This window comes from Kribbella sp. NPDC004138 (assembly GCF_053603655.1).
In genome coordinates, this window is the sequence record NZ_JBSGFZ010000004.1 from 221,888 (window position 1) to 239,686 (window position 17,799).

A 17,799-nucleotide genomic window follows, 5' to 3' on the forward strand; every position below is an offset into this window, starting at 1 on the left:
TCGGGCCTCAGACTGTGGGCCGTGAGCACACAGTCCGACCTTGCCGAGACGACCCGTCTCGAAGCCTTCAGTGACGGCGTCTTCGCGATCGCGATCACCCTCCTCGTCCTCGAACTGCACAGTCCCGAGCTCGAGGAGGGTGAGCGGTTGTGGCCGGCGCTGCTGCACGAATGGCCGCAGTTCGCGGCGTACCTGACCAGCTTCGCGATCCTCGGCATCATGTGGGTCAACCACCACTCGATGTTCCGCCAGATCCGGCGCGCGGACCGCGGGCTGATGTTCCTCAACCTGCTCCTGCTGCTGTGGGCGACGCTGCTGCCGTTCCCGACCAGCCTGTTCGCGGAGCATCTCGAGGACGAGTCGAGCAACTCGCACGTCGCGGCCGCCGTCTACAGCACGAACCTGACGCTGGCGGCGATCGCGTTCAGCCTGATCTGGTGGTACGTCCTGCGCAACCACCTGGTCGACCACGACATGTCCAAGGCGGAGGTCCGCAAGTCGCTGCTGCGCTACTCGATGGGCACGGTCGTCTACGGAGCCTGCATCGGCATCTCGTTCGTGTCCGCCCAGGTGACCCTGCTGATCGTGTTCCTGCTGGCGCTGTACTACGGGTTCGAGCAGGTCAGGACGCGCGGCGGAACTGCGTGATGTAGATGCCGGGAGCAACCTCTACTTCGCCGACCGTGGCGTAGCCGCGCGACTTGTAGAGGTTGACGGCGGGGATGTTGGCCGAGCCCGTCGACACCAGGCTGACCGCGCGTGGTTCGATCCGGTCGAGGTGATCCAGGAGGGCTCGGCCGTGTCCGCGGCGGGCGTGCGCGGGATCGACGATCAGGCGGTCGATCTCCACGGTGTCCGCCGAGATCTCATAAGCAACCGCCCCGACCAGCGTGTTTCCGTCGTACCGCCCGAGCCAGTGTTCGGTCGACGACATCAGGCCGTCGAGGTCCTCGCGGAGCGGCGGGATGCCGTCGAAGCCGATCAGCTCGGCCTCCACGGCGTACGCGGCGTGCTGGATCGTGAGCAGTCGCTCGGCGAGCGTGCGGTCGGTGACGTCGAGCGGCGTGATCACAGCCGCCAGGTTACGCGGCGGCGAGAATTGCGGTTGTCTCGAGGGACAGCTGCCGAGTAAGTTAGCGCAGCCTAACTTGACTGAAGTGGGGGCTGCTGTGAACGCGAGGGTGTTCCGGGACACGTACGGCGTACCGCACCTGCAAGCCGGGGATCCGCTCGCGTTGGTCTACCTGCAAGGCGTGAACGCCGCGCGGGACCGGGCCTGGCAGATCGAGCTGGAGCGGCGGCGGCACCTCGGGACGAGCGCCGCGTTCCTCGGGGCCGAGGCGGCGGCGTGGGACGTGTTCGCCCGCCAGGCGCGGCTCGCGGACACGGCGCGGCGGTGCTTCGAGTCGCTCGACGACGAAACGCGCGAGTGGGTCACGGCGTACGTCGAGGGCGTCAACCACGGGCTGCCGGGCGGGGCGGCACGCGCGCCCGAGTTCGCGGAGACCGGGCTGACGCTGCAGGAGTGGGAGCCGTGGACGCCGCTGGGGATCTGGCTGGCGGTGCACATCCTGTTCGCCGGCTTCCCTTCCAAGCTGTGGCGCACTCATGTCGCGGCCCAGCTCGGGGAAGCGTCCTTGGAGCTGTTCTCGTCGGAGGGACCGCACGGGGCCGGCAGCAACGGGTGGCTGATCCCGGGGTCGCACACCGCGAGCGGTCAGGCGATCGTGGCGGGCGATCCGCATCGCTTCATCGAGAGCCCCGGCGTGTATCAGCAGATCCGGCTGACCTGCCCCGAGTACGACGTCCTCGGGCTCGCCGTTCCCGGCATCCCGGGGCTCGCACACTTCGGCCACACCGGGTCGGTCGCCTGGTCCATCACCAACGCCATGGCCGACTACCAGGACCTGTACGCCGAACAACTGCGCCGGACCGGGTCAGGAGTGGAGGCCTTGGGGCCGGACGGCTGGCGACCGGCGTCCTTCCACACCGAGGTGGTGGAGGTCGCCGGTGCGGCGCCCGTCGAGGTCGAGGTGATCGAGACCGACCGCGGTCCGATCATCACGCATGGCCCGGAAGGCGCGGAAGGCGCTGCATCGGTCTCGCTGCGCTACCCGCCCCGGGTCACCGGACGGCTCGGGTTCCAGGTGATGCGTCGGTTGCTTCGGGCAACCGGCGTGGGCGATGTGGACGCCGCTTTTGACGAGTGGGTCGAGCCGGTCAACGTCGTACTGGCGGCCGACACCGCGGGTGGGCTGCTGCATCGGACCGCCGGCGTGGTGCCGCGGCGCGAGCGGGCGAACATGCTGCGGGTCGTGCCGGCCTGGGATGCGACGTACGGCTGGGACGGCTGGCACGAGATGGCGCGGGCAGCGGTGGACGGGCCGGCGGTGATGGCGAACGCCCGCGGGCTCGCGACGCCGCTCGGGGTCGAGTTCGCCGCGCCGCACCGCGCCGACCGGATCCGCGACCTCGTGGAAGCCCGAGACGACTGGACGGTCGACGGCATGCCGGGCATCCACCAGGACACGTACCTGGGCTCGGCCGGCTCCCTGCTCGACCTGCTGACCGGTCTCGGCGACCTGTCCCCGCAAGCAGTTGCCCTCCGCACCGAACTGTTCGCGTGGGACCGCCGGATGGACGCCACGAGCACGACGGCCTCGTCGTACGCCGCGGTCCGCAAGGCGCTCGTCACCCGCCTCACCGACCACTTCACGATGCTCGAGAACGCCGACGTCGCCGCGGTCTTCACGCCGTGGATGGAGCCGCTCACCCACGTCTCGTACGCGCTCGAGAACCTCCTCACCACCGACCTGCTGCCGAACGTCGACGTGCGCTGGCTGGCCCGCGAGGCACTGGAAGAGGTCGCCGCCAACAGCCCGCGCCCGCCATGGGCCGAGACGCATCAGCTCGCACCGCTGCACGCGTTGCGCGGTCCGGTGTTCGCGGCGAACGAGACGCCGCTGGACCTGGGCCTGTCCGGCGACCACCACTGCGTGATGTCGACGTCGAGCCTGCCCGGGCTGACGGACGTCTGCATCCGCGCCTCCGCCGCCCGGTACGCGTGGGACCTCGCCGATCGCTCCGCCAGCCGGTGGATCGTGCCGCTCGGCGCGTCCGGCGTCCTCGGCGATCCGCACCACCACGACCAGCTGGCGTCGTGGTTGCGCGGTGCGCTGGTCCCCGCGGAGGGTCCGGCGGCCCGGGAGGATCGCACGTACTCGGCGGCCGTCGACGGGTTCGGGACGGTGCGGATCGAGGAGGCGGATCCGGCGCGCGATCTGGACCTCATCCACGGGTGGGTGACGGCCGAGCGGGCGACCTACTGGGGCATGGGCGCGCTGTCGCGCGACGAGATCGAGGCGACGTACCGCTTCCTGGACTCGGTGCCGACGCATCACGTGTACGTCGTCCGGCTGGACGGCGTACCGGTCGCGCTGCTGCAGACGTACGACCCGCAGGCGGATCCCGCCGGCGCGGCGTACGCCGTCGAGCCCGGTGACCTCGGCGTCCATCTGCTGATCGCGCCCGGGGACGCCCGCGCCGGATTCACCGGTCAGCTGATCGGCGCGCTCGCCCGCTTCGTCTTCGAGCACCTGGGACACCCGCGGATCGTGGTCGAACCCGACGTCCGGAACACCCGCGCGATCGAGCGGTTCCACCGCAGCGGCTTCACTCTCGGCGCGGAGGCGAAGATCGTCCAGCCGGACGGCTCGACCAAGACCGCCCGGTTCGCGTTCCTCGCCCGGCAGAAGCTCCCGGGGTAATCGGTCCCGCCGGAACGGGCGCTTCCCTGGCGTGTGGACGAGTGGTACCGCTGGAGCATGAACCTCTCTGAGAACAAGACCGTCGTGCAGGAACTGGACGAGCTCGGCAACGGCAGCGGTGACCTGTCCCGGCTCGACGCGCTCTGTACGCCGGATCTCGTCAACCACGCGCTCGCCCCACACATGCCGCCCGGGATCGAGGGCACCAGGCAGTTCTTGGCGTCGGCACGCCGAGACCGGTATCCCGGACGCTGGGTGGAGTCGTTCGTCGTCGCCGAGAACGACCTGGTCGTGCAGTTCGGCTCGCGCGAGTTGCACTGGCCCGGCGGCGGGTTCCGCGGTTTCGACCTGCGCGAGGGCTTCTGCACCAGGGACGTCGCGTTCGCGTACCGGCTGCGGGAGGGCCGGATCGCTGAGCGCTGGGCGATCCGGGACGACCTCGCAATGGTCCAGCAGCTCGGTGGCCTCGGGCAGTGACCCAACCACGGTCTCCCGAAACCTCGTGCCGACGAAGCGTCAGTTCTTGACGGCGAGGACGGCGGCGATCAGGCGCTGGTAGTCGGTGAGGTCGTCGGGCTCGCTGGGGTTGCGCCATCGGCAGGCAGGAACCAGGCCGGGGGCGAGCACGGTGAAGTCATCGCCGAAGAGGGCGAGGATCTGGTCGTCGGTGCGCCAGCGGCCGCGGCCGAGCGAGCCTTGCAGGACCTGCTCGAGCTCCTGGCTGCGGGGGTCGTTCTCGCTGCGGAAGTGGCTGATGAAGAGGTGGCTGCCGGAGGCGATCCGGTCCTTCCAGAAGCGGACGATGCCGGCCGGGTCCTCGTCGTCGTTCACATGGTGCAGGGTGGCGCTGAAGATCACGCCGACCGGCTCGGAGAAGTCGATCAGGCGCACCGTGTCCGGATGCTCGAGGATCGCCTTCGGCTCCCGCAGGTCGGCCTGGATGACCGTGGTGTTCTCGTTCTCGGCGAGCAGCGCGCGGCCGTGCGCGAGCACGATCGGGTCGTTGTCGACGTACACCACCTTCGCGTCCGGCTCGTATCGCTGGGCGACCTGGTGCACGTTGTCGGCGGTCGGCAGCCCGCTGCCGAGGTCGATGAACTGGCGGACCGGCGTCGTGGTGACGATCTCGCGGACCGCGCGGATCAGCGCGCCGCGGTTGTCGTAGGCGATCACCCGGGAGCCGGGCAGTTCGTTGATGAACCGGTCGCCGAACGCGCGGTCCACCGCGAAGTTGTCCTTGCCGCCGAGCAGGTAGTCGTACGTCCGGGCGATACTCGGCTTGGTCGTGTCGAAGCCCGGGAACGGCGCGCTCTGTGTCACCTGGTCGTCTGCGTCGGCCATCACCCGGATCCTTCCTGTCGGGACAACCGTCACTCTATGCGACCCGGAAGCCACGCCGCTCGCTGCCCCGGCGCGCGCAACCGTGACTGCGGCTGGTCCGGGCATGCCACAGCGGCCGTCGGACGACAGCCGCTGTGGTCAGGTCGGTGGCCTGGTCTGGCGGGCCCTGCCACCGGTGCGCGTCAGTTGAGCGTGTGCTTCGGTACGTCGCGAACGGCCGCACGACGCTCGTGGACGGTGGATTCGCGCACCGCATGGTCCGGGGTGCGTGGTGCCGGGCAGACCGGGCCGCGACGGATCGGGCCGCCACCCAGCTTCCGGCTCTTCCACTGCTTTTCTTCGTAGTCGTAGTAGGTGTCGACGCCTCCGACTGTCATCCGGTCCTCCCTCAAAACCCCCCGTCCCCTGCTGGCCCATCAACAGTCCGCCACGACCACCCCGGCAGACAAGCGATTCCGGAAATCACCACGGATCAACACACTCGAACGCCGCGTTCTGTTGGAATGGCCTACAAACGTGACCCTTTGGAAAGTCTCAGACGGCCACGATCGCGACGCCGTGACCAGGCAACCAAACCCCGCCGGTAGTCAGGTCTCCGCCGGCGAACGACATCACGAGGTACTTCGGGAGCTCCGCGAGCGGCACGACCGCGTCCGCACCACCGAGGTTCGCCACCACGCGCAGGCTGCCGCGGGACACCACCAGCCAGGCGCCGGCGGGGTCGAACGCGACCTCCGCGGACGCCAGCCGGTCGTCACGGAGCTCGGGCATCCGGGCCCGGAAGGTGAGCAGGTGCCGGTACCAGGCGAGCAGCTCGCGGTGCGGCGCCTCGTCCGGCTCGGACCAGTCGAGCACCGAGCTGCGCCAGGTCTGCGGGTCCTGCGGGTCGGGGATCTCGTCCGCGTCCCAGCCGAACTCGGCGAACTCGTGCCGCCGGCCGGTCCGGACCGCGTCCGCCAGGCCGGGTTCGGTGTCGTCGGAGAAGTCCGTGAAGAACCGCCACGGCGTCGAGGCGCCCCACTCCTCACCCATGAACAGCATCGGCGTGTACGGCGAGGTCAGCACCAGCGCGGCGCCGATCGCGAGCTGCCCCGGGGTCAGGTTCGGCCGGTCGCCGAGCGCCCGGTTGCCGATCTGGTCGTGGTTCGACGTGTAGGCGAGGAACTCGCCGCCGCGGTGGCTGCGCGGATCGACCGGGCGTCCCCAGTCCTTGCCGCGGAATGTCGAATAGCCCCCGTCGTGCAGGAACACCCGCGTCAGCGTCTTCGCGAACACCGCCGGGTCCCCGAAGTCCACGTAGTACCCGAACCGTTCACCGGTCAGCAGGGAGTGCAGTGCGTGGTGGAAGTCGTCGCTCCACTGGGCGGTCATCCCCATGCCGCCCGTGGACACCGGCTCGACCGTGCGCGGATCGTTCAGGTCCGACTCGGCCACCAGCCCCAGCGGCCGCCCGAGGTCCTTGGCCAGCTCGGCGGTCTCGGTCGACAGCTGCTGGAGCAGGTGCGTCGGGCTGTCGTCGACCAGCGCGTGGACGGCGTCCAGCCGCAGTACGTCGAGGTGGAAGTCGCGGAACCAGCGCAGGGCGTTGTCGCAGATCCACCGTCGTACCTCTGCGCTACCGGCGTCGTCCAAGTTGACCGCAGGGCCCCACGGCGTGGAGTGCCTGGTGGTGAAGTACGGACCGAAGCTGGACAGGTAGTTCCCGCTCGGACCGAGGTGGTTGTAGACGACGTCGAGGCACACAGCCAGCCCGGCGTCGTGGCAGCGGTCCACGAACCGCTGCAGGGCTTCCGGGCCGCCGTACGGCGCGTGCACCGCGTACAGGTCCACACCGTCGTACCCCCAGCCGTGTACGCCGGGGAACGCGGCGACCGGCAGCAGCGAGACCACCTCGACCCCGAGCACGGCCAGGTAGTCCAGGTGCTCGGCGGCTGCGTCCAGCGTGCCTTCGAGCGTGAACGTGCCCAGGTGCAGCTCGTAGAAGACAGCGCCTCGTACGTCGCGGCCCGTCCAGCTGTCGTCGCTCCATTCGAAGCGGTCCGCCTCGAAGACCCGGCTGAACCCGTGGACGCCGTCCGGCTGCCACGGGCTGCGCGGGTCGGGGAGCGGGTCGCTGCCGTCGACGGAGTACGCATAGTCGGTGCCGTGGTGCGCCTCGGCCACCTGCCGCTCCCACCAGCCGCCCTCGGCGAAGCGCATCGGGAGCACACCGTCCCGCAGTACCAGGTCCACATTGGTTGCCGCTGGCACCCAGACGCGGAACGTGTGCATGGCTGTCAGCTCCTGACCAGGAGGGCGACCGGGAGGTCCGCGAGCAGATCGCCGATCCGGGCAGCCCCGGTGCCCACTTCACGGCCGGTCAACACGTTCTTCCACCGGCCACTCGGCAGCACGACGGTGCTGTCGCCCCAGCCGCCCAGCCGCTGCAGCGCGGCCGGCAGTCTGGTCGCCACGGTGATGACGGCGTCGCCACGGGCGAACGCGACCGCGTGCCCGTTGGAGGTCGGGAGCGGTGCATAGCTGCCCGCGAAGGCCTCGGGGTACTGCCGGCGGATGCGGAGCGCTCGCGACGTGACAAGCAGCTTCTCGTCGGACAGGTCTTCCGGCTTGCCGCCGTCGTCCAGCCGCTGCAGCCGCTCGATGCGCTCCGTGTAGTCCACCGGGCGCCGGTTGTCGGGGTCCACAAGGGACAGATCGACCAGCTCGGTGCCCTGATACACGTCCGGTACGCCGGGCATGGTCAGCTGCACCAGCTTCTGGCCGAGCGTGGCAGCTCGTACGTAGCCGGTCTGCTCGTCAGCGAAGCGGCGTACCGCGTCGAGCACGGTCTCGTCGTCGAGGACCGCCGTCGCGAAGGCAGCGACAGCCTGTTCGTACTCGTCGTCCGGCGAGGTCCACGAAGTGTGCCGCTTGGCCTCACGGATCGCCTTCAGCAGATAGCCCTGCATGCGGTCCTCAGCGAGCGGTCCGTCGGCCCAGGTGCCGAACAGCGTCTGCCAGAACAGGTACTCCGTGCTGCCGTCCAGCAGGGGACTGCGGTGCTCTTCCGAAAGCCTGCGCCACTCGTGGACCGCCTCCGACCAGACGGCGGGCTGCTCGGACAGTACGCCGAGGCGCGCGCGGACGTCCTCGGACCGCTTGGTGTCGTGGGTGGACAGCGTGGTCATCGTCTTCGGCCAGTCCCGGTTCAACTGGGACGCGTACGCGTGGAGCTCCTCCGGCGTCACACCGAAGTGGCCCGGGTCGCCACCGACCTCGTTGAGCGACGTGAGCCGCAGCCACCGGTAGAACGCGGTGTCCTCGACCCCCTTGGCCATCACCGGTCCACACGTCTGCTGGAAGCGCACGATCAGCTCGGCCCGCGCCTGCTCGTCGACCGTGCTCGTCTCTCGTCCCAGCAAGAGGTGCAGCACGACGTCCAGGGTGGCCTGGCGGTCCTCGTCCAGGTTCGCCCGCGCTCTCTCCGCAGCCCGCTCGACCGCAGCCACCGCCTCGGGCTCCGGCTCTTCTCCCGGTACGACGTACGCGCGGTAGACGTCGAACTGGACCAGCAGCTCCACGACGACCTCGTGGAACGCCCGCCTGGTGTGGTCACGCAGCCGCACGTCGTCCTGGCAGATCCGCGCGAGCAACTCGACCAGGCGATGCACTTCGGCGTACTGGCCGTGCTGAACGATCTCGCGCTTCGCCTCCTCGACCACGGGTCCGAAGTCGGCCGGTGCACCGGTGAGCTCGGAGTGCAGGGCCGCGAGCGGTGCAGCACCAGCAGGGTCGACGAACAGGCCGCCGACGCGCAGCAGAGCGTCGTACCCGGTCGTGCCGGCGCACGGCCAGTCGCGGGGCAGCTGCTCGTCGCCTTCCAGGATCTTCTCCACCACGACCCAGGCACCGCCGGTGCGCTCGGCCAGTCGACGCAGGTAGCCGCGCGGGTCCGCCAGACCGTCAGGGTGGTCGATCCGGAAGCCGTTGAGCTTTCCTTCGTGCAGCAGCGCGAGCAGGAGCTCGTGGGTCGCGTCGAAGACCTCCTTGGTCTCCTGCCGTACAGCAGCGAGCGTGTCGACGTCGAAGAACCGCCGGTAGTTCAACTCCTCGTCAGCGACCCGCCAGTGCGCGAGCCGGTACCACTGCGCGGTGACAAGCTCCGCCAGCGGCAGCTCCTCGGTCCCGGGCCGCAGCGGGTACTCGTGCTCGTAGTACCGCAGTACGTCGCCCTCGACGGACAGCTCGCCGTCCGCGAGCACCTTGCCGATCCGCTGACCCAGCACCGCCATCAGCAGCGGCTGGTTGCCGGCGCCCCAGTCCACGTCGAACCAGTCCGCGTACGGCGAGCCGGGCCCCAGCCGCAGCACCGACCAGAGCGCCGCGTTGAGGCTCTCCGGCGTCGGTACGGCGACGTGGTTCGGTACGACGTCCGCGACAGCGCCCAGGCGGTGCTCGGCCAGCCGCGCCGACAACCGGTCGAACGCCGGCCGGCCGCCCATCGGCTCGGACAGCCGGCTGTGGTCCACCACGTCGTACCCGTGGGTGGAACCGGGCGCGGCCTGCAGGATCGGGGACAGGTACGCGTGGGAGATCCCGAGGCCTGCCAGGTACGGCACCACCGCGGCGGCGTCGTCGAAGCCGAACTCGGCGCGGAGCTGGAACCTGTAGGTGGCCTGCGGGACTCCCCTCATCCGGCCTGCCTCGAACGGGTCAGGACCAGGGTGCTGCGGGCCTCGAGCTGGACCGTGCTGCTCGCGGCGTGCGGGTCCTCGTCCCCGGCGCCGGTCGGGTGCGTCGTGTCGACGGCGACCGTCCAGTGCTCGCCGTACTCCTCCGGCGGCAGCAGGAAGTCGACCGGCTCGAAGTTCCCGTTCAGCAGCACCAGGAACGAGTCGTCGACCACCGGCTCGCCGCGCGGGTCCGGCTCGGAGATCGCGTCGCCGTTCAGGAACACCGCGATCGCCCGGGCGTCGTCGCGCTGCCAGTCGCCGTTCTGCATCTCGGTGCCGTTCGGCGTGAACCAGACCAGGTCACCGAGGCCGTCGATGCCGGTGTCGCCGTGGAAGAACCGGCGCCGGCGCAGCACCGGGTGGTTGTTGCGCAACGTCAGCAGCGACCGGGTGAACCCGAGCAGGTGCTTCTGCGGCTCGTCCAGCTCCCAGTCGATCCAGGAGGTCTCGTTGTCCTGGCAGTAGACGTTGTTGTTGCCGCGCTGCGTCCGGCCGAGCTCGTCGCCGTGGGCGATCATCGGCACGCCCTGCGAGATCAGCAGCGTGGTGAGGAAGTTGCGCTCCTGCTTGGCCCGCAGCCGCAGCACCTCGGGGTCGTCGGTCGGGCCCTCGGCACCGCAGTTCCAGGAGCGGTTGAAGCTCTCGCCGTCCTTGCCGCCCTCGCCGTTCGCCTCGTTGTGCTTCTCGTTGTACGAGACCAGGTCGCGCAGCGTGAAGCCGTCGTGGGCGGTGATGAAGTTGATGCTCGCCAGCGGCCGGCGGCTGTCGTCCTGGTACAGGTCGGAGGAACCGGTCAGCCGGGAGGCGAACTCGGCCAGCGCGTACTTCTCGCCCCGCCAGTAGTCCCGGACCTGGTCGCGGTACTTGCCGTTCCACTCCGTCCACAGCGGCGGGAAGTTGCCCACCTGGTACCCGCCGTCGCCGACGTCCCACGGCTCGGCGATCAGCTTCACCTGGCTCACCACCGGGTCCTGCTGGACCAGGTCGAAGAACGCCGACAGCCGGTCGACCTCGTGGAACTGCCGGGCCAGGGTGGCCGCCAGGTCGAAGCGGAAGCCGTCGACGTGCATCTCGGTGACCCAGTAGCGCAGCGAGTCCATGATCAGCTGCAGCACGTGCGGGTGCCGCATCAGCAGGCTGTTGCCGGTGCCGGTGGTGTCGTAGTAGTGCCGCTTGTCCTCGTCGACCAGCCGGTAGTACGCCGCGTTGTCGATGCCCTTGAACGACAGCGTCGGGCCGAACTCGTTCCCCTCGGCGGTGTGGTTGTAGACGACGTCGAGGATCACCTCGATGTCGGCCTCGTGCAGCGCCTTCACCATCGCCTTGAACTCGGTCACCTGCTGGCCGCGGGTGCCGGTCGACGAGTAGGCGTTGTGCGGCGCGAAGAATCCGATCGTGTTGTAGCCCCAGTAGTTCGACAGGCCGAGCTCCTGCAGATGGCCGTCCTGGGCGAACTGGTGCACCGGCATCAGCTCGATCGCGGACACCCCGAGCTCCTTCAGGTGCTCGACGATCGCCGGGTGCCCGATGCCGGCGTAGGTGCCGCGGATGTTCTCCGGCAGGCCCGGATGGGTCTTGGTGAGGCCCTTGACGTGCGCCTCGTAGATCACGGTCTCGTGGTAGGCGTGGCCCGGCGGGCGGTCGTTGCCCCAGTCGAAGAACGGGTTGGTCACCACCGACAGCATCGTGTGCTCGCGGTTGTCCATCGTGTTCAGCTCGTCGGGCTCGGCGAATCGGTAGCTGAACAGCGACTCGTCGCCGTCGATCTGCCCGTCGATCGCCTTCGCGTACGGGTCCAGTAGCAGCTTCGACGGGTTGCACCGGTGCCCCTCGGCGGGGTTGTAGGGCCCGTGCACCCGGAAGCCGTACCGTTGCCCCGGCTGCACTCCCGGCAGGTACGCGTGCCAGACGAATCCGTCCACCTCGGTCAGCTGCACCAGTTGCTCGGCCCCGTCGTCACCGACCAGCGAGAGGTCGACGCGATCGGCGACCTCCGAGAACACCGCGAAGTTCGTCCCGGCACCGTCGTAGGTGGCGCCGAGGGGGTAAGGACGACCAGGCCATTTCTGCACCTGACGACAGTAGCCACCCCGGCCCCCGGTCACCGCACGGCGGGGTATTTCGGTGTCGAGAATTCACCCGGTAAGGGCTTGCACTCCGCCGCAAGACCCCCGACATCCCAAATTTCGCTCGATTCCGCTAAGCTCTCGCGCTTGTGAGACCGCCCTCCCCTCGGCGGCCAGTCTTTCTGGACTCGACCGGGCGTCGCCGTCGCAGTATCCGAAGAGCAGGCGTGTTCCTCGCCGTACCTACCGTCGGTTACCTCCTGCTCATGGTGAGTAGTTTGCTGGGCGGACCGCGGATGGACACCCCGCTGATCCCCCTCCCCGAAGCCGCGAAGCCCGAGCACCGGCCGACCGCGCCGCCGGCCGAGATCGCGCTCGAGACGCCGCGGCCGACAACCGGGGACAGCCGGACACCGCGAGCCACAGCCACCCCCGCGGCGCCGACCAGCACGCCGACCTCGGGCCCCGCCACGGTCCCGACCGACAGTCCGTCGGTGACGTCGCCGCCCGTGACCGCCGTACCGACCACGGCTCCGACGACCGTGACGAGCACCCAGCCGGGCCGGACCAACTCACCGACCGCGGCGCCGACGGCGACCACGACGCACGGCAACAAGCCGACCGCACCGCCCGGTAAGACGAGGGCGCCGGCCGCCCCGTGAGCCGACCGGGCGCGCGGCGCGCCAAGCAGGTGCCGCTCCGGACGCACTGGATCGTCCTGACGATGTTGCTGGTCTGCCTGGCCGGCATGCTGCTGCTGAACGGCTACACGCACCATATGTACGGAACGGAGGCCGACGGCGCGGTCCGGTCAAGCGGTCCCTCCGGAGCGGTGCCGAAACAGATCGTCAACGGCGGACCGGTCATCGACGCGGGCGACGGCACACCCCGGTCGGTGGCACCGAAAGCACGCACCATCGCGCTCACCTTCGACGACGGGCCGGACCCGGTCTGGACTCCGGAGATCCTGGACGTGCTCCGCAAGCAGCAGGTGCACGCCACCTTCTTCGTGGTCGGTACCGAGGTCGCCGCGCACCCGGACCTGGCCCGCCGGATCGTCGCCGAGGGTCACCAGATCGCGGTGCACACCTTCACGCATGCCAACCTGTCGACCGCGTCCGGGTGGCGGCGTTCACTCGAGCTCCGGCAGAGCCAGCTCGTCCTCGCCGGCGCCACCGGTGTCAGTACGACGCTGCTCAGACCGCCGTACTCCTCCGAGCCGGACGCGCTGAGCAATCGCGACTGGGAGGCGCTCCAGCAGGCCCGCAAGGCCGGCTACCTGGCCGTGCTGAGCAGTCAGGACAGTGAGGACTGGCGGAAGCCCGGCACGCAGCAGGTGATCGCCAACTCGATGCCCCGCAGCACGGCCGGACAGGTGCTGCTGATGCACGACGCCGGCGGCGACCGTACGCAGACCGTCGAGGCCTTGGACAAGCTGCTGCCGCGCCTGAAGGCGCGTGGCTTCCGGTTCGCCACCGTCAGCGACTCGGTCGGCCTGCCGGACCCGACCCGCAAGGCGAGTCTGCTGGATCGCGGACGGGGTCTCGCGGTGATCGGGGCGATGCGGATCAGCGACGGCGTGCTGGCCGTGATCGGCTGGCTGTTGTACGCCGCCGGCGCGCTGAGCGTGCTGCGCGCCATCACCACCGTGATCGCCGCCCGGCGGCACGCGCGGATGCGGAACTGGACCTACGGCCCGCCGGTGACGGAGCCGGTCAGCGTCATCGTCCCGGCGTACAACGAGAGCGCCGGCATCGAGGCCGCGATCCGCTCGCTGGTGGCGTCGGACCACCCGCTCGAGGTGATCGTCGTCGACGACGGTTCGACCGACGGTACGGCGGATCTCGTCGAGCGGCTGGGGATCCCCCGGGTCCGTGTGATCCGGCAGGCCAACGCCGGTAAGCCGGTCGCGCTCAACACTGGACTGCGCGCGGCACGGTTCGAGCTGATCGTGATGGTCGACGGCGACACCGTGTTCGAGCCGGACGCCGTGCGCAAGCTGATCCAGCCCTTCGGGCACCCTGCCGTCGGCGCGGTGTCCGGCAACGCCAAGGTGGGCAACCGTCGCGGGCTGCTCGGCCGCTGGCAGCACATCGAGTACGTGATCGGCTTCAACCTGGACCGCCGGCTGTTCGACCTGGCCGAGTGCATGCCGACCGTGCCGGGTGCCGTCGGCGCGTTCCGCCGTACGGCGCTGGAGCGGATCGGCGGCCTGAGCGACGTGACGCTGGCGGAGGACACCGACCTGACGATGGCGCTGTGCCGGGACGGGTGGCGGGTCGTCTTCGAGGAGAGTGCGGTGGCGTGGACCGAGGCGCCGGCGTCACTTGGCGCCCTGTGGCGGCAGCGGTACCGCTGGTGTTACGGCACGCTCCAGGCGATGTGGAAGCACCGCGGGGCGATGGTGCAGCGCGGCCGCGCCGGTAAGTTCGGCCGCCGCGGGCTGACGTACCTGATGCTCTTCCAGGTTCTGCTGCCGCTGCTGGCACCGGTTGTGGACGTGTTCGCGATCTACGGCCTGATCTTCCTCGACCCGGTTCGCGTCCTGTCGGTCTGGGCCGGGTTCATGCTGCTGCAGTTGGCGATGGGCTTCTACGCGTTCCGCCTGGACGGAGAGCGAGCTGGGCCGCTGTGGACGCTGCCACTTCAGCAGTTCGTCTACCGGCAACTGATGTACCTGGTCGTCATCCAGTCGGTCTTCACCGCACTGGCCGGCACCAGACTCCGTTGGCAGCGCATGGAGCGCTACGGCAGTCTGCAGGCTCCAGTCGTCCGCTAACCTACAGCGATGATCGTTTCACGGAGAGTGCAGGCGGTGCTGTTGGCCGCTGTCCTGCTGGTTGCCACCGCCGGAGCGAAGCCGGTGATCGTCGGCGGGACGGTGGCGAGCACTGCCGAGGCACCGTGGGCGATCGCCCTGAACAACACGCAATCCGCGGCGTCGGGCGGCCGGTACTGCGGGGCCGCGCTGGTGGCGCCGAACAAGATCGTGACTGCGGCCCACTGTATGGACGAGGCGATGTCGACGTACTACGCGGTCCAGGGACGGGCGGACCTCGCCGACGACTCGGTCGGGCGAGTGTCGGAGATCAGCAAGGTGTGGATCCACCCGGGCTACAACACGAAGGACAACCGGTACGACGTGGCGGTGCTGACGCTGGCGCGGCCTTTCACCGGCGTACCGGTGCTGCCGCTCGAGACCCGCGCGCGGGCGGATCGCGCGGGCGCCGTACCGACCGTCTACGGATGGGGCGACACGCAGGAGACCGGGCCGGCCGAGACCCTGCAGAAGGCCGCCGTACCGGACCTCGGCGACAAGACCTGTCTCGCGAACAAGAGCTACGTGTCCAACGGGTACGCCGCCGCGACCAACGTCTGCGCCGGCTACCTCGCCGGCGGCATCGACGCCTGCCAGGGCGACTCCGGCGGCCCCCTCGTCCTCAACGGCCGCCTGCTCGGACTCGTCTCCTGGGGTCAGGGCTGCGCACAGCCCGGCAAGCCCGGTGTTTACGCCGAGGTCGCCGGGGTAGCGCGGGCGCTGCTCCAACAGGTTCGTTAATCAGAAACATACCTGTCGGTACGAGCGTCGATCCGTCACGATCCTGACACGCTCCGAAAACACCATGTCCTTACCTTTCTGGTCAGCTACCCCGTTGCCCAGTGAGGAGAAGGCATGGCGCAGACCAGACGTCAGTTCCTGCAGCAGGTCGGTATCACCGGTGGAGCGGGGGTGCTGTACTCCACCATGTCGGCGCTCGGCCTCACGGGCGTCGCCGAGACACCCGCGTACGCCGCCCCGTCGCGGGCCGATCTCAACGGCCGCGGCACCAAGCACGTCGTCGTTCTCGGAGCCGGGATCGCCGGGCTCACCTCGGCGTACGAGCTGCTGAAGGCCGGCTACCAGGTCACCCTGCTGGAGGCGCGCACCCGCCCGGGCGGCCGGAACTGGACCGTTCGCGGCGGCACCGTCGAGACCGACCTCGCCGGGAACACCCAGCGCGCGACGTTCTCCCCCGGCCAGTACATGAACGCCGGCCCGGGACGGCTTCCGCAGCACCACGTGACACTCGACTACTGCCGCGAGCTCGGCGTCGCGATCGAGCCGTTCGTCAACCAGAACGCCGACGCGTACCTGTACCGCGAAGGCACCAGCAGCCTGTCCAACAAGGCGATCCGGCACCGCACCGCCAAGGCGGACGTGTACGGCTACGTCGCCGAACTGCTCGCCACCGCCGCCGACCAGGGCGCGCTCGACGCCAAGCTGACGGCGACCGACAAGCAGGCGCTGATCGGTTTCCTCAGCAGCTTCGGCTCGATCGGCAACAAGGCGTCCGGCTTCGCCTACACCGGCGCCGACGGGCGGCGCGGGTACACGGTCGAGCCGGGCGCCGGACTGGAAGGCGGCACGACGGCCGCGCCGTACGCGCTGAGCGACGTCTTCGCCAGCGGCGTCGGCAACTACTTCTCGTTCGAGTTCGGCTGGGACCAGGCGATGATGATGTTCCAGCCGGTCGGCGGGATGGACCGGATCCCGTACGCGTTCGAGCGCGCGATCGGCAAGGACAAGATCCGGTACGGCGCCGAGGTGACCGGGCTGACCAACACCGGCTCCGGCGTCCAGGTCACCTACAAGAGCGGCCCGCGGACCCGGATGCTGACCGCCGACTACGCGATCTGCACGCTGCCGCCGCACCTGGCCGCGAAGGTGCCGTCCAACCTGCCGGCGCCGATCATCGAGGCGCTCAAGTACGCCCGGCCGACGAACGCGGGCAAGATCGGCATCGAGTACGGCCGGCGCTGGTGGGAGGAGGACCACCGGATCTACGGCGGCATCACCAACAGCAGCCTCGACACCGTGAACACCTGGTACCCGTCGTACGGCTTCCACGGCGAGCGCGGCACCGTGATCGGCTACTACAACACCGGCGCCAACGCGAACCTGTACGGCGCGATGACACCGGCCGGCCGGCTGGAGCGCGCGCTGATGCAAGGCGCCAAGATGCACGGCGACGTGTACGCGAAGGACGTCAAGGCGTCGTTCTCGGTGAACTGGATGGGCACCAAGTACTCCGAGGCGTCCTGGGTCAGCTGGCCGTCGCAGACCGACGGGATCTACGCCCGGCTGCTCGAGGCCACCGGCAACATCTACTTCGCCGGCGACCACCTGTCGCACGCCATCGCCTGGCAGCACGGCGCGATGGTGTCCGCCCGCGCGGCCGTGACCGCCCTGCACAGCCGGGTGGCGAGCCGATGAAGACTCGCCTGATCGCCGGGGCCGTCGCCCTGGTCGTCTCGTTCAGCGCCGGCGCCGGAACAGCGGCCGGCTGGTGGGACAAGCCGAAGCCGCCGCAGCCCGGCACCGTCGTACCCGCCCTGCCCGCGGGTCAGGCCAACCCGATGATCGCGACCGGTGTCGGCATCGGCGCCAACACACCCGTCTACAAGACCAGCGGCATCGGCCCGTCGGCGCTGAACACCGGCGCTCCGTCCGGATCCGAGGCGGCGTACATCGACACCGCGATCTTCCCCGGCGGGACGCTGCCCGCGGGCGTCACCATCACCGAGGCCCAAGGGATCAACGCACTCCGGCGGATCGGCGAGAACCTCGCCGCGGCCGGGCTGTCGTACGCCGACGTCTACACGATGCGCGTCTTCCTGCAGAACCCGGCCGGCGCGACGGTCGCCGACTTCGCCGGGTGGAACCGCGCGTACCGCCAGTACTTCGCCAACACCGACCTCACCACCGGCGCCTACGTCCCGGTCCCGCTCGGTACGGCGCCGCCGGCGAAACCGTTCGTGGTGAACAAGGCGCGTCCGTCCCGCTTCGCACTGGAGATCGAGAACCTCCCGGTGTCCGGCTGGCTCGTCGAGGTGGAGGTCGACGCCGCGTACCCCCAGCGCTGACACTGGAGG

Annotated in this window: 14 protein-coding genes; 8 read left to right on the forward strand and 6 right to left on the reverse strand. The window is 69.8% G+C overall.

Annotated elements, in window-relative coordinates:
- The first annotated feature begins 21 nt into the window (after positions 1-21).
- On the forward strand, positions 22-648 hold the full coding sequence (locus ACWEOO_RS07140; protein ID WP_452142221.1) for a TMEM175 family protein: 627 nt from the start codon (positions 22-24) through the stop codon (positions 646-648).
- Here the strand turns inward: ACWEOO_RS07140 and ACWEOO_RS07145 are convergent.
- Positions 623-1,072, reverse strand: coding sequence for a GNAT family N-acetyltransferase (locus ACWEOO_RS07145; protein WP_452142222.1), 450 nt, complete (start codon positions 1,070-1,072; stop codon positions 623-625). The two genes, ACWEOO_RS07140 and ACWEOO_RS07145, sit on opposite strands and share 26 nt — an antisense overlap.
- A gap of 85 nt (positions 1,073-1,157) precedes the next feature.
- On the opposite strand from ACWEOO_RS07145, the gene ACWEOO_RS07150 reads away from it, so the two are divergent.
- Positions 1,158-3,767 carry a GNAT family N-acetyltransferase gene (locus ACWEOO_RS07150; RefSeq protein WP_452142223.1) on the forward strand — a complete coding sequence of 870 codons (2,610 nt, stop codon included), beginning with the start codon at positions 1,158-1,160 and terminating at the stop codon, positions 3,765-3,767.
- Between the two features lie 57 nt (positions 3,768-3,824).
- Complete coding sequence (locus ACWEOO_RS07155; protein WP_452142224.1) at positions 3,825-4,244, forward strand: ester cyclase; 420 nt, start codon at positions 3,825-3,827, stop codon at positions 4,242-4,244.
- 39 nt (positions 4,245-4,283) lie between these two features.
- Here ACWEOO_RS07155 and ACWEOO_RS07160 read toward each other — a convergent pair whose 3' ends face one another.
- From ACWEOO_RS07160 to glgX, 5 genes are all read right to left on the reverse strand, one after another.
- Positions 4,284-5,108, reverse strand: a complete 825-nt coding sequence (locus tag ACWEOO_RS07160) for an SAM-dependent methyltransferase (RefSeq protein WP_452142225.1) — start codon at positions 5,106-5,108, stop codon at positions 4,284-4,286.
- Positions 5,109-5,290: 182 nt separating this feature from the next.
- Positions 5,291-5,485, reverse strand: a complete 195-nt coding sequence (locus ACWEOO_RS07165) for a hypothetical protein (RefSeq protein WP_355699845.1) — start codon at positions 5,483-5,485, stop codon at positions 5,291-5,293.
- A 157-nt stretch (positions 5,486-5,642) separates the two neighbouring features.
- Positions 5,643-7,379 carry a malto-oligosyltrehalose trehalohydrolase gene (gene treZ / locus ACWEOO_RS07170; protein WP_452142226.1) on the reverse strand — a complete coding sequence of 579 codons (1,737 nt, stop codon included), beginning with the start codon at positions 7,377-7,379 and terminating at the stop codon, positions 5,643-5,645.
- Positions 7,380-7,384: 5 nt separating this feature from the next.
- Positions 7,385-9,781: a malto-oligosyltrehalose synthase gene (gene treY / locus ACWEOO_RS07175; RefSeq protein WP_452142227.1), complete on the reverse strand. Its 2,397-nt coding sequence runs from the start codon at positions 9,779-9,781 to the stop codon at positions 7,385-7,387.
- A complete protein-coding gene (gene glgX, locus ACWEOO_RS07180; RefSeq protein ID WP_452142228.1) occupies positions 9,778-11,892 on the reverse strand; it encodes a glycogen debranching protein GlgX in 2,115 nt (704 codons plus the stop codon). The genes treY and glgX overlap by 4 nt, the downstream gene beginning before the upstream one ends.
- Positions 11,893-12,152: 260 nt before the next feature.
- On the opposite strand from glgX, the gene ACWEOO_RS07185 reads away from it, so the two are divergent.
- The 5 genes from ACWEOO_RS07185 (at position 12,153) to ACWEOO_RS07205 (ending at position 17,790) form a co-directional block, all read left to right on the forward strand.
- Positions 12,153-12,548, forward strand: a complete 396-nt coding sequence (locus ACWEOO_RS07185) for a hypothetical protein (protein WP_452142229.1) — start codon at positions 12,153-12,155, stop codon at positions 12,546-12,548.
- Positions 12,545-14,665 (forward strand): bifunctional polysaccharide deacetylase/glycosyltransferase family 2 protein, encoded by a 2,121-nt coding sequence (locus ACWEOO_RS07190; protein ID WP_452142230.1) that lies wholly within the window; start codon positions 12,545-12,547, stop codon positions 14,663-14,665. The genes ACWEOO_RS07185 and ACWEOO_RS07190 overlap by 4 nt, the downstream gene beginning before the upstream one ends.
- 9 nt (positions 14,666-14,674) lie before the next feature.
- The gene (locus tag ACWEOO_RS07195) at positions 14,675-15,445 is read left to right on the forward strand and encodes a S1 family peptidase (RefSeq protein WP_452142231.1); all 771 of its coding nucleotides are present in this window, start codon (positions 14,675-14,677) and stop codon (positions 15,443-15,445) included.
- Between the two features lie 114 nt (positions 15,446-15,559).
- A complete protein-coding gene (locus tag ACWEOO_RS07200) occupies positions 15,560-17,140 on the forward strand; it encodes a flavin monoamine oxidase family protein (RefSeq protein ID WP_452142232.1) in 1,581 nt (526 codons plus the stop codon).
- Positions 17,137-17,790, forward strand: coding sequence for a Rid family hydrolase (locus tag ACWEOO_RS07205; protein WP_452142233.1), 654 nt, complete (start codon positions 17,137-17,139; stop codon positions 17,788-17,790). The genes ACWEOO_RS07200 and ACWEOO_RS07205 overlap by 4 nt, the downstream gene beginning before the upstream one ends.
- Positions 17,791-17,799: the final 9 nt, after the last annotated feature.